The following is a 12,216-nucleotide window of genomic DNA, read 5'->3' as shown; positions in this document are numbered from 1 at the left end:
TTCATGAAAACTGAAACAACAATACAAGGCTTAACTGCATCACTTGCGCCTGCGCGTAGTTCAAAAAAGTTGATTGGTTTTGTACCGACTATGGGGAACTTGCACGAAGGGCATTTGACTTTGGTGCGTGAAGCAAAAAAACTGTGTGATGTCGTGGTGGTGAGTATTTTCGTCAATCCAATTCAGTTTGGTGCAGGCGAGGATTTTGATAGCTATCCACGTACTTTAGAGCAAGATAGTCGTTTATTGGCAGATGTTGGTTGCGATATTATTTTTGCCCCGACGGTTGAGCAAATGTATGGCACACAACCACGTTTGACCAATATCAGTGTGGGTCAAATTACCGATGACCTGTGTGGAAAATCGCGTCCAGGTCATTTTGATGGTGTTGCGGTTGTGGTGACCAAACTATTCAATATCGTCCAACCTGATTTTGCTTTCTTTGGTCAAAAGGACTATCAGCAATTGGCCGTGATTCGTCAGTTGGTACAAGACTTGAATATGCCATTGGAAGTGATTGGCGTACCGATTGTCCGTGCTGAAGATGGTCTTGCTTTAAGCTCGCGTAATGGTTATCTGACTGAACAGCAACGTGCCGCCGCGCCGACGATTTATCAATTGCTCAAACAAGCCGAACAGCAGTTACATGAAGGCCAAGCTTTGTCGCAAGTGTTAGAAAATATCTCTGCTCAATTGACACAAGCGGGTTTTGTTGTGGATTATGTGGAGGCTCGACAAACCAACTTGCAACCGATTCAACAGTTTGATCAAAACTTGGTGTTATTTATTGCAGCCAAGCTTGGTTCAACCCGGTTGATTGATAACCTACAAATCGACTTTAAAACATAAAAAATGAAGGGCAAAACGCCATGAAGCGTATTCTTATCGTTACAGGTCAATCCGGTTCGGGAAAATCCTCAGCCTTACAAGTACTTGAAGACTTGGGCTATTATTGTATAGATAACTTACCTTTGGCGTTATTGCCTGAAATTGTAGCCAAACTTGATCATGAAAATAATCTGGAGCAACTGGCACTGGGGGTCGATATTCGAAGTACCCGTGCCGATATGCAAGAGTTTGATCATGTGTTTCAGCAATTACAGCGACATGGTACCGTCGATATTATTTATCTGACCACGCAGGATCAGGATTTGATTGCACGTTTTAGTGCATCCCGTCGTCCTCATCCTTTGGCTAGTCGCTTTAATAGTTTGTTGCAATGTATTCAGGAAGAGAAACAGCTATTAATTCCGATACAATTCCGTTCTACAGTACATATTGATACCACTGATAAAAGCGTTCATGATTTAAAACATATTTTATTGTCTAAGCTTGGACAATCAGATAATTTGATCGTCATTTTACAGTCCTTTGGTTATAAGCATGGTATTCCACTGGATGCAGATTATGTATTTGACGTACGGCATTTACCAAATCCACATTGGGATTTAGAATTACGCCGTTTTTCAGGTTTAGATGAACCTGTGCGCCGCTTTTTGGAAGGCAGTCAACAAACCAATGACATGTTTGAAGATATTTATACTTTCCTAGAAAAGTGGTTACCTGCTTTTGCAGAAGGGCATCGCCATTACATGACCATTTCGGTGGGATGTACTGGTGGGCAGCATCGTTCAGTTTATATCGTGGATAGACTCAAACAAGCCCTTGAGGCAAAATGGACTGTCCAAATCTTACATAGAGAAATGAAGCACTGGTCATGATAGACACAACAATTGATGTAATTAATAAACTCGGCTTACATGCGCGTGCATCTGGTAAACTGATTGAAGTGACGACCAAGTTTCGTGCTTCGATCCAAATTGGCAAGGGCGATAAGTTGGTTGATGCAAAAAATATTATGTCATTGTTGATGTTAGGTGCGGGTAAGGGCACCACATTAAGACTGGTAATCGAAGGTGCTGATGAAGAGCAGGCACTGGAAGAAATTCAAACGCTGTTCGCAGCAAAATTTTATGAGGCAGAGTAATAGTGGCACGTGGTCCCCAACGTTATACCGATGAAGATTTTGAGTCATTAGACGGGCGTGCAAGTCGAACCGAGCAAAAGAAAGCCGTACAACGCATGGCCGCTTTGGGTGAGCAGTTGGCTCAACTCAATCCTAAGCAGATTCAAAAGCTTCCTGTCGATGAACGTTTAATTGATGCATTGCTTGAAGTGCAAAAGATCAGTTCATTTGAAGCACGTCGTCGTCAGTTCCAACGTGTTGGTAAGTTATTGCGTAATGAAGATGAAACAACGATTTTGTCTTATCTCACTCCGCAACAAGGCGCGAAAAAACAAATGCAGTTGATGCGTTGGGTTGATCGTATGATTGATCAAGGTGATCCAATCATTAATGAATTTAGCAAAGTATTTAATGCATCTGAACGTCATACTTTACGTCAGCATGTATTGCGAATTCACCGTGACATCAAACAACAGGTGAGTGAAGAGGAGCTAGAGGCTTCGAAACGCAAATTTGTGAACTATGTACAGCAGGTCGCGCTGCTATCTGAACAGTAATTAGCATGTTAAAAGAAGTTTCCACGGAAACTTCTTTTTTTATCTGTGAGTTTAACCGCCAAACTCGCTGCTTGCCCGTTCTTTGGCCCACTCCCTTAAAATAAATTTCTGCAATTTTCCTGTCGAAGTTTTAGGAATCTCGGTAATCACCACATCTTTGGGGACTTTAAAACGAGCCAGTTCTTGCTGACAATGGGCAATGATTTCCTCAGCTGATGCGGATGCTCCTTGTTTGAGTTCAATAAAGGCACAGGGTACTTCCTGCCAACGCGGATCAGGCTTAGCCACCACTGCGGCTGTGAGTACCGCAGGATGCCGATACAGCACATCTTCAACTTCCAAAGATGAAATATTTTCACCACCTGAAATAATGATATCTTTGGAACGATCAGTAATTTTGGCGTAACCATCCGCATGACTGACGGCCAAGTCTCCGGTGTGGAACCATCCTCCTTTAAAGGCCTCTTCAGTGGCTTGGGGATTCTTTAAATAACCTTTCATGACAATGTTGCCACGAAACATGATTTCCCCCATGGTTTTTCCATCATTGGGGACGGGCTGCATGGTTTCTGGATCAAGTACCCGCATACTATCCTGTAACGGATAAGGCACGCCTTGGCGAGAGTGTAGTTGCGCTTGCTCCTGAATGGATAAATCACTCCAGCCTGCTTGTGACGCACATAAGGCTGAAGGACCGTAGGTTTCGGTCAAACCATAGACATGATTGACGTTAATGCCGATATTGCGCATTCCCTCGATGATTGCCACAGGTGGCGCAGCGCCCGCAACCATCACTTCAACATCATGCTCAAATGCTGTTTTCTGTTCGCTTGGTGTGTTGATCAGCATGGACAGCACAATTGGCGCACCGCAGAAATAATCCACTTTATATACTGCGATGTATTTGAAAATTAACGCGGGGTCGACACGACGTAGGCAAATATTAGTACCGCCACTGGCTGCAATTGACCAAGCAAAGCACCAACCATTGCAATGAAATAGCGGCAGGGTCCAAAGGTATGTAGCCCGAGGTTTCATGCCACAGGCCAAGATATTACTGGCAGCATTCAAATAAGCACCACGGTGATGGTAGACTACACCTTTAGGGTTGCCTGTGGTACCCGAAGTATAACTCAGGCTAATTGCATCCCATTCATCTTGAGGAAGTCGCCATTCAAATTCAGGATCACCTTGGGCGATCCATGCTTCATATTCATACTGTCCAAGCGCAATTTGTTCACCTTCAAATTCAGAATCAAAGACATCAATCACAATAATTTCTTGTGAGACAAGCGTGAGCGCTTCTTCAGCCACTTGACGAAATTCAGGATCAACCAACAGCACTTTGGTTTCCGCGTGTTCTAGCATAAAAGCAATGGTCTTGGCATCAAGACGGGTATTCAAGGTGTTGAGTACTGCACCTGCCATTGGCACGGCAAAATGTGCTTCGATCATGGCGGGAATATTGGGTAAGAGTACTGAAACAGTCTCGTTTTTTTGAATGCCCAAACGGCTTAACTGGTGTGCAAATTGACGACAACGCTGATAAGTCTGCTGCCAGGTAATCTGACGTTCAGCATGAATAATCGCGGCATGCTGCGGATAAATATAAGCCGCGCGTTCTAAATAACGTAACGGGGATAAGGCAACAAAATTTGCAGGGGTCTTGGGTAATTGATCATATGCACTCACCATGTGTCTTGCTCCATTTCTGTTCTTTTCATTGATAACTAAACTATTCTGTCATCGAGTCTAAATCATTTAGGCTTTAGTCGGAGATGAATCTGGACTGATCTTGGGTTTTTCTGGCTTAGAGGTTTCATCCACAGCTAAACCCGTGTAAAATCTTGGATACTTTTTTATCCGCCGTTTTTTATCTTTTGAGGCTGCGCCTCAATACATAATCTCGCGGTGATATGCTCCTTCGTATAGGGCATCACTCCTTAAGGATTTTATTATGCCAATCATTACTTTACCAAATGGTGATCAGAAGCAGTTTGATCATCCAATTTCCGTGATGGAACTTGCTCAGAGCATTGGTCCGGGTCTTGCAAAAAATACAGTTGCTGGCCGTATCAATGATCGCTTGGTGGATGCTTGTGACTTAATCACAGAAGATGCAACAGTTCAGATTATTACCCCTAAAGATGAAGAAGGTTTAGAAATCATTCGTCACTCATGCGCGCACTTGGTCGGACATGCAGTTAAGCAATTGTTCCCAGAAGCGAAAATGGTGATCGGTCCTGTAATCGAAGAAGGTTTCTACTACGACATCTGGATGCCACGTCCATTTACTTTGGATGATATGGCTGCGGTTGAAGAGCGCATGAAAAAGCTCATCGATCAAGATTATGACGTCATCAAAAAGATGACTCCACGTGATGAAGTGATTGCAGAATTCACAGCACGTGGTGAAGAATATAAATTGCGCTTGATTGCAGACATGCCAAACGAAACACAAATGGGCTTGTACTACCATCAAGATTATTTGGATATGTGCCGTGGTCCGCACGTACCCAACACTAAATTCTTAAAATCATTCAAACTCACTAAAATCTCTGGTGCTTACTGGCGTGGTGATGCGAAGAATGAACAGCTACAGCGTATTTATGGTACGGCTTGGGCGGACAAAAAGCAGTTAGCTGCTTATATCAAACGTATTGAAGAAGCTGAAAAGCGTGACCATCGTAAAATTGGTAAAGCTTTAGACCTGTTCCATATGCAAGAAGAAGCACCGGGTATGGTGTTCTGGCATCCGAACGGCTGGACGATTTACCAAGTGCTTGAACAATACATGCGTAAAGTTCAGCAAGACAATGGTTACCAAGAAATCAAGACACCACAGATTGTTGATTTCACTTTGTGGGAAAAGTCTGGACATGCGGCAAACTATGCTGAAAACATGTTTACGACGCATTCTGAAAGCCGTAACTATGCAGTGAAGCCAATGAACTGCCCATGTCACGTGCAAGTGTTTAACCAAGGTTTGAAATCTTACCGTGACTTACCAATTCGCTTGGCGGAGTTTGGTTCTTGCCACCGTAACGAACCATCAGGTTCTTTACACGGAATTATGCGTGTTCGCGGCTTTACTCAAGATGATGCGCACATTTTCTGTACCAAAGAACAGATTGGTAAAGAAGTCGCTGACTTTATTAAACTGACTTTAGATGTGTACAAAGACTTCGGTTTCGAAGAAGTGCAAATGAAATTGTCTACACGTCCAGAAAAACGTGTGGGTGATGATGCACTTTGGGACTTAGCTGAAAAATCTTTAGCGGATGCTTTAGATGATGCTGGCTTGGCTTGGGACTTACAACCAGGTGAAGGTGCATTCTATGGCCCGAAAATTGAATTCTCATTGAAAGACTGCTTAGGTCGTATCTGGCAGTGCGGTACAATTCAGTGTGACTTCAACTTGCCAATCCGTTTAGACGCGTCTTATGTCACTGAAGACAATGATCGTGATCAGCCAGTCATGTTGCATCGTGCAATTCTTGGCAGTTTTGAGCGTTTTATTGGTATACTAATTGAACACTATGCGGGCTTCATGCCACCATGGCTCACTCCAATTCAAGCTTGTGTCATGAATATTACGGATTCACAAGCCGAGGCAAGTGAGCAAGTGGTCGCAAAACTCAAAGAAAATGGTCTTCGTGCTATTTCTGACTTGAGAAATGAAAAGATCGGATTTAAGATTCGTGAGCGTACCCTAGAGCGTATTCCTTACCTTCTGGTTCTTGGTGATCGAGAAGTTGAAGAAGGTACAGTTAATGTGCGTACTCGCTCAGGAAAAAATTTAGGTACTATGTCAGTAGATGCATTTATTGACTTAGTGAAATCTGCCGTTGCCGAACGTGGCCGGTACATCGTGGAGTAATAAAGATTAAACAGCCTGACCGTAACCAACAACAAGGTGCTAAAAGTAACCGTCCTGCAATTAACGATGAGATCCGTGCGAAAGAAGTACGCCTCGTCGCTGCAGATGGAGAACAAAAAGGTGTTGTTTCATTAAATGAAGCATTGCGTGCTGCAGAAGAAGCTAATCTTGACCTTGTTGAGATTGTTGCTAATGCAGAACCACCTGTTTGTAAGATCATGGACTACAACAAGCACTTATTTGACTTGAAACAGAAGCAAAAAGATGCGAAGAAAAAACAGCATCAAGTGCAAGTGAAAGAAATCAAGTTACGTCCAGCGACGGACGTAGGTGATTACCAAGTAAAATTGCGTGCAATTTTACGTTTCCTTGAAGAAGGAAATAAGGTGAAAATCACTTTGCGTTTCCGTGGTCGTGAGATGGCACATCAACAGCTTGGTTTAGCTCAATTACAAAAAATTGAAGCTGACGTTGCTGAGTTTGGTGTTGTTGAACAAGCTCCGAAGATGGAAGGCCGTCAGATGGGCATGTTACTTGGTCCGAAAAAGAAAAAGTAATTTTTTCTTAGAAAAAGCACCGCAATAGGCGGTGCTTTTTTATGTCTATAATAATGCATTATTTCATTAGAAATGTTCTAAGTATCATCAACAGGCATCCGAATCAAAATATGATAGGGTAAATTAAACATCCCAGAACTTAAAAATAGGAACAAGATATGTCAACAATTACAGGTACTGAACAGCTCTCTGAAATTAATCAAAAAGTGGTGCAAGAAGGCGAAGTTCTGCCTCAAGTTAAACTCAAAGATGGCAGTCGTGTCCAAACAGGAACGGTTGCCACCATGCTGCATAATATTAATCTTTATAATGTTGGTGTTCGAGGTGCTGTCGAAGACGAACTGATTTTAGCTGTACCGACCTTGTTTAAAGTCGGGATGTTTGATTTATTCACCGTTGATGAATGGATCAATGGCAGCAATGCAGGTCGTAAATTTGTCGGTGAAAAGGCCAAGGAGTTCTTGGAAAGCCAAGCTTGAATCTTCACAACATTATCTTTGAAAACACGGCTTTATTGTTTCTTTTCGTGCCTATTTGCTGATTGAGATTGATGAAATGTGCTATAACGCAACAACAGTCAAGATAATGATGAACAGGACAATATAAATGATTGACTTATATTATTGGGGGACACCCAATGGGCATAAAATAACAATTGCTTTAGAAGAAATGGGACTCGAATATCAGATTTTCCCAATCAATATTTTAGAAAATGATCAGTTTCAACCTGATTTTCTAAGAATCTCTCCCAATAATAAAATTCCAGCAATTGTTGATCAAAATGGTCCACGAGGCGAACCCATCTCAGTGTTTGAGTCAGGCGCAATCTTGCAATATTTAGGTCGAAAAACAGGTCTGTTCTATCCGACTGATGAACAAGAGCGAGTTGAAGTGGAACAATGGTTGATGTGGCAAATGGGTGGATTTGGTCCAATGCTGGGGCAAAATCACCACTTTAACAAGTTTGCCCCTGAACGGATTCCTTATGCCATTGATCGTTATGTGAATGAAACCAAACGCCTTTACACTGTTTTAAATAAGCAGTTAATTGGTCAAAAGTTTGTAGCAGGTGAATACTCGATTGCAGATATGGCGATCTTACCTTGGGCCTTGCGTTATGAATGGCAGGGCATTCAGCTTGAAGACTACCCGTATGTGCAAGATTATATTGAACGCTTAACAGCTCGTCCTGCGATACAAAAAGCCTTGTCGATCAAAGTGGGATGAGTCTGAATCAAAAGGCTGGATGGCGTTGCTATTTCAAGCATTGGGTGATTGCGATGGGATTGCTGTTGCTTACGGCAATCCTTTGTGCTCAGTTGCAAAAGCTCTATTCAGAGAGTCATTTGGCGGTTTTGGTATTTGCATTTATTACTGTTTTAGGGCTCTTATTTTCTACACTCTTTGCTTGGCTACAGCTAGAGACCAAAAATTCATATTGTAGTAGCTGGTTTTTTACTGGCTTTTTAAGTTTATCATTGGTGTTATGTAGCTATCTTGACCATCAAGTGTCTATGACTTTGGTGGCTGTTTCAAATGCAGAAGTCCAACTGAATCTGTATCAGAAAATTGTAAGCTCTGATCTTACATTTTGGCTGTTATTTGTTTTTCCATTCATTTTTTCAGTTATGTATTTTTCTATTCGGTCTAAAAAAGCGAAAACTAAAAATTAATCTTTGCAAAAGCTATGATTTCGGGCATGTAAGCCTGACTGTTTTATAATTGTGTAATTTTTCATCTAGTCTATGCATGTTCAGGCTACGATGCTTTAAGTTCAAAAAAGATAACGCATCATGCAAGCAAAAATATCAGCCCTTTATTTAAAAAAGCTTGGTTTTGAAGGTCAGTTTTTACCGACCTTGGAGCATCTTAAGACCTTATTAAACCTTCATGTGCAAACGATTCCTTTTGGTAACCTATCCTCTTTTTTAGGAGAAGAGGTTTCATTAGCGTCAGACGTACTTGTGCAAAAATTATTGATTGAAAATCGTGAAGGCTATTGTCTAGAACACAGCACCCTAACCAGAATTGCCTTAACTGAACTGGGCTATGAGGCCTATAATGTGCTCGGTCGAGTCTATTATCAGAGCTCGCCGATCACGACTCCTGTACGCACGCATTTGGTGACTCTGGTGCGTATAGATCAGCATTTATTTTTATATGATCCAGGGTTTGGTGGGATGACTCCAACCACGGTTTTATCGCTGGATCAGGTCGGTGAAACACAGCAGACACCACTTGAACCGTTTAGGTTTGTTGAGCTTGAACAGAGTGGTTTGGATGCGACAGTGCTGACGGATATGACTTATATGCTGCAAGTCTATCTTCATAATGAATGGATCAATGTCTATGCGATTAACCCCCAACAACACATTGCAGATGCTGATACCTTGATTGCCAATTGGTATATTTCGACTTCTCCAGAATCTCTATTTACCCAGCATTTAATGTTGTTTACAGCCAACAATGATGTGCGTATGACGCTTAAAGATCGTGTACTTCGAATTCATGGCAAAGGACAATCTGATAAACAAGAGTTATCCACTTTTGAAGCGTTTGAGCATGTGATTAAAACCGTATTTCGAATTAATATTTCGCAACAGCAGCTTAAAGAAGCTTGGGCTAAATTAGCCTTGAATCCATAGTGTTCACGTTATATGGTCTGCTCTTGATGATGTGCTGATCCTAGTTTGAGTGAATCCTGTTTTGATGTCCTATTTTTTATTATTTCTCTCAGCCTTTGGCGCTGCGACCTTATTGCCGTTACAGTCTGAAGCGGTATTAATGACATTATTGGTACAAGGACTTTCCAATCCTTTTTATCTAATTTTGGTTGCGACCATTGGTAATGTCTTGGGTTCCTGTGTGAATTGGTGGCTTGGACTGAAAATTGAACATTTTAAAAATAAGAAATGGTTTCCTGTTTCAGAGCAACGGTTGCTGCAAGCACAACAGATTTATCATAAATATGGTTTTTATTCGCTGCTACTGAGTTGGACTCCTGTGATTGGTGATCCCATTACCTTGATTGCTGGGTTGATGAAAGAGAACTTTTGGCGATTCTTGTTGATTGTCTCCATTGCCAAAGGTGGACGTTATCTCACTTTATACGCACTCTATTTAGGAATTTTTTAAAAATGGGAAAGGAGAGATGAGCTTTCCCGTTCAGTTTATTGTTCAGTTCCTTTGGTAATATCGACTGTAAATAAGTCACTGGTTTTAAACCAGCAATAACTCACTACGGCAAGGGTCATACATCCACCCAGAATGGTTGCTGTAATGGTACCGAGGTATTTGGCGGCAAGACCTGATTCAAAAGCCCCCAGTTCATTACTTGAAGAAACAAACATCCCATTCACTGCTGCGACACGGCCTCGCATATTTTCAGGCGGGAAAATTTGCAAGATGGTTTGACGAACTACGACTGAAACACTGTCACAAGCACCAGTCATGGCCAAAGCAAATAGGGACAGCCACATATTGTTCGAGAAAGCGAACAGAATGGTAAAAATACCAAAGCCCGCGACCGCTAAAAGCATATTGCGCCACGCATGGTGCATTGGCGGGAACTTGGTCAGCACAATCATGGTGATCAGTGCACCGATAGATGGGGCTGCACGTAAGTAGCCTAAGCCTTCAGGTCCAACCTTTAAAATCTCTTCAGCAAAAATCGGCAACAGAGCAATCACCCCACCAAATAGTACTGAGACCAAGTCCAGCGAGATTGCCCATAGAACAATTTTGGTTTTCCAAATAAAGCGGAAACCATCGGTCAGGCTTTGCAAGACATTCTCGGTTTCCATTTTTGGAAAGCTGCGTTTCTGTAAGCAATTAATCAAAATAAAGCAGATTGCCAGTAATGCGGTCACGGCAAACAGACTGCTTTCTCGACCAAGAAATGCCAACATAAAACCACCCAACATTGGCCCGATAATGACACCACTTTGCCAGCCGATAGTAGTCCACGTGGCACCATTGGCATACAGTTCGCGTGGAATCAAAAAGGGTTTCAGTGAGGTTGCTGATGGATTGTAAAAGCCCCGAATGGTACCTAAGGCGAATATGACGGCATAGATGCCCCAAGATAGTGTGCTAATGCCAATTTTTTCTAAGCCATGTAAATGGAACAAACCCCAAAGAACCAAAGGCAAAGGAATGGAAAAGAATAAACAGACTTTCATAATGCTTTGTTTATTCAGCTTATCCGCGAAATAACCACCCCATAGGGATAGGGTAATGAATGGAATTGCTTCTGCCAGACCAATAAAACCCAGTGTCAGAGGGTCTCGCGTGATTTGATAGAGTGAATACGCCACAATAATTTCCTGAATCAAGATGGCCAGCGTCAAGCAAAATTGATTGAGGGTTACGATAGAGAAATCCCGATACCGCAAGGCGGCGAAAGCATCATTCTGTATATTCATATGGATAGAGATTTAAGAATTTGTTGTTATTATATGCGCTGATTTTGTGCATGTTTCTCACAATTTGAGAATTAATTATGGGAAATAACGTTTGCTGAAAACAGCATTATTTCTGTCAAAAAATGAGCATTTTGCTTTTGTTTTGGGGGGAGATACTATATGATACTGCCTTCCTTACCTGCAGGTTGATTTGCAATAGTGCAAACGTGCCGAACAGGTGCCCAAAAGAGGTTACTATGGCTAAGTTAAAAACTCGCCGTGGTGCAGCTAAACGCTTTAAAGCGACTGCAAACGGTTTCAAGCGCAAACAAGCATTCAAGCGCCACATTTTGACCAAAAAATCTGCTAAGCGTATCCGTCAATTGCGCGGTTGTGTAATGGTTCACGTAAGTGACGTTGCATCAGTTCGTGCTATGTGCCCATACATCTAAGGAGATTATAAATGGCTCGTGTAAAACGTGGTGTAGTGGCTCATCGCCGTCACAAAAAAATTCTTGCTCGCGCTAAAGGTTACTATGGTGCTCGTTCACGCGTTTATCGCGTAGCGTTCCAAGCGGTAATCAAAGCTGGTCAATACGCTTACCGTGACCGCCGTCAAAAGAAACGTCAATTCCGTGCTTTATGGATTGCGCGTATCAATGCTGGTGCTCGTCAAAACGGTTTGTCATACAGCCGTATGATCGATGGCTTGAAAAAAGCTCAAGTGATCATCGACCGTCGCGTATTAGCTGACATCGCTATGCATGATGCAATTGCATTTGCTGCTTTAGCTGAAAAAGCTAAAGGCGCATTAGCTGCATAAGCTTAGAGATTCAAAGAAGACCGCTTTTTA

15 protein-coding genes are annotated in these 12,216 nt (G+C 42.2%); 13 read left to right on the top strand and 2 right to left on the bottom strand.

From position 1 onward, the window contains the following. Nucleotides 1-3 precede the first annotated feature (3 nt). Genes panC through yjgA form a run of 4 tightly spaced genes read left to right on the top strand, consistent with a single transcriptional unit; the run spans nucleotide 4 to nucleotide 2,523 of the window. Nucleotides 4-849, top strand: a complete 846-nt coding sequence (gene panC / locus NDN13_RS11130) for a pantoate--beta-alanine ligase (protein ID WP_251115506.1) — start codon at nucleotides 4-6, stop codon at nucleotides 847-849. Nucleotides 850-869: 20 nt separating this feature from the next. Then, a complete protein-coding gene (rapZ, locus tag NDN13_RS11125; RefSeq protein ID WP_251115505.1) occupies nucleotides 870-1,721 on the top strand; it encodes an RNase adapter RapZ in 852 nt (283 codons plus the stop codon). Next, entirely contained in the window at nucleotides 1,718-1,987 is a 270-nt protein-coding gene (locus NDN13_RS11120; protein WP_251115504.1) for an HPr family phosphocarrier protein, read from the top strand. The genes rapZ and NDN13_RS11120 overlap by 4 nt, the downstream gene beginning before the upstream one ends. 2 nt (nucleotides 1,988-1,989) lie before the next feature. After that, complete coding sequence (gene yjgA / locus NDN13_RS11115) at nucleotides 1,990-2,523, top strand: ribosome biogenesis factor YjgA (protein ID WP_005239647.1); 534 nt, start codon at nucleotides 1,990-1,992, stop codon at nucleotides 2,521-2,523. 51 nt (nucleotides 2,524-2,574) lie between these two features. Here yjgA and NDN13_RS11110 read toward each other — a convergent pair whose 3' ends face one another. Next, nucleotides 2,575-4,218 carry an acyl-CoA synthetase gene (locus tag NDN13_RS11110; RefSeq protein ID WP_251115503.1) on the bottom strand — a complete coding sequence of 548 codons (1,644 nt, stop codon included), beginning with the start codon at nucleotides 4,216-4,218 and terminating at the stop codon, nucleotides 2,575-2,577. A 262-nt stretch (nucleotides 4,219-4,480) separates the two neighbouring features. Here NDN13_RS11110 and thrS point away from each other — a divergent pair, with 262 nt between their 5' ends. The 7 genes from thrS (at nucleotide 4,481) to NDN13_RS11075 (ending at nucleotide 10,095) form a co-directional block, all read left to right on the top strand. Beyond that, the gene (thrS, locus tag NDN13_RS11105; protein ID WP_101237106.1) at nucleotides 4,481-6,403 is read left to right on the top strand and encodes a threonine--tRNA ligase; all 1,923 of its coding nucleotides are present in this window, start codon (nucleotides 4,481-4,483) and stop codon (nucleotides 6,401-6,403) included. Between the two features lie 5 nt (nucleotides 6,404-6,408). Then, nucleotides 6,409-6,960, top strand: a complete 552-nt coding sequence (gene infC / locus NDN13_RS11100; RefSeq protein WP_079281829.1) for a translation initiation factor IF-3 — start codon at nucleotides 6,409-6,411, stop codon at nucleotides 6,958-6,960. Between the two features lie 158 nt (nucleotides 6,961-7,118). After that, nucleotides 7,119-7,439, top strand: coding sequence for a DUF7709 family protein (locus NDN13_RS11095; RefSeq protein ID WP_251115502.1), 321 nt, complete (start codon nucleotides 7,119-7,121; stop codon nucleotides 7,437-7,439). A 127-nt stretch (nucleotides 7,440-7,566) separates the two neighbouring features. Then, nucleotides 7,567-8,187 (top strand): glutathione S-transferase N-terminal domain-containing protein, encoded by a 621-nt coding sequence (locus NDN13_RS11090; RefSeq protein WP_251115501.1) that lies wholly within the window; start codon nucleotides 7,567-7,569, stop codon nucleotides 8,185-8,187. Further along, nucleotides 8,184-8,633, top strand: coding sequence for a hypothetical protein (locus tag NDN13_RS11085; RefSeq protein ID WP_251115500.1), 450 nt, complete (start codon nucleotides 8,184-8,186; stop codon nucleotides 8,631-8,633). Before NDN13_RS11090 ends, NDN13_RS11085 begins: the two co-directional genes overlap by 4 nt. A gap of 120 nt (nucleotides 8,634-8,753) precedes the next feature. Beyond that, entirely contained in the window at nucleotides 8,754-9,605 is an 852-nt protein-coding gene (locus NDN13_RS11080) for an arylamine N-acetyltransferase family protein (RefSeq protein WP_251115499.1), read from the top strand. Between the two features lie 64 nt (nucleotides 9,606-9,669). After that, on the top strand, nucleotides 9,670-10,095 hold the full coding sequence (locus tag NDN13_RS11075) for a YqaA family protein (RefSeq protein ID WP_251115498.1): 426 nt from the start codon (nucleotides 9,670-9,672) through the stop codon (nucleotides 10,093-10,095). A 35-nt stretch (nucleotides 10,096-10,130) separates the two neighbouring features. Here NDN13_RS11075 and NDN13_RS11070 read toward each other — a convergent pair whose 3' ends face one another. Beyond that, on the bottom strand, nucleotides 10,131-11,384 hold the full coding sequence (locus tag NDN13_RS11070; protein ID WP_251115497.1) for an MFS transporter: 1,254 nt from the start codon (nucleotides 11,382-11,384) through the stop codon (nucleotides 10,131-10,133). Nucleotides 11,385-11,620: 236 nt separating this feature from the next. On the opposite strand from NDN13_RS11070, the gene rpmI reads away from it, so the two are divergent. Both rpmI and rplT read left to right on the top strand, forming a co-directional pair. After that, nucleotides 11,621-11,815, top strand: coding sequence for a 50S ribosomal protein L35 (gene rpmI / locus NDN13_RS11065; RefSeq protein WP_004637967.1), 195 nt, complete (start codon nucleotides 11,621-11,623; stop codon nucleotides 11,813-11,815). Between the two features lie 11 nt (nucleotides 11,816-11,826). Further along, nucleotides 11,827-12,186, top strand: a complete 360-nt coding sequence (gene rplT, locus NDN13_RS11060; protein ID WP_004655655.1) for a 50S ribosomal protein L20 — start codon at nucleotides 11,827-11,829, stop codon at nucleotides 12,184-12,186. Nucleotides 12,187-12,216: the final 30 nt, after the last annotated feature.

It is taken from the genome of Acinetobacter sp. C32I (genome assembly GCF_023702715.1).
Lineage (GTDB): Bacteria > Pseudomonadota > Gammaproteobacteria > Pseudomonadales > Moraxellaceae > Acinetobacter.
This window is presented reverse-complemented; position numbering and strand designations above follow the sequence as displayed.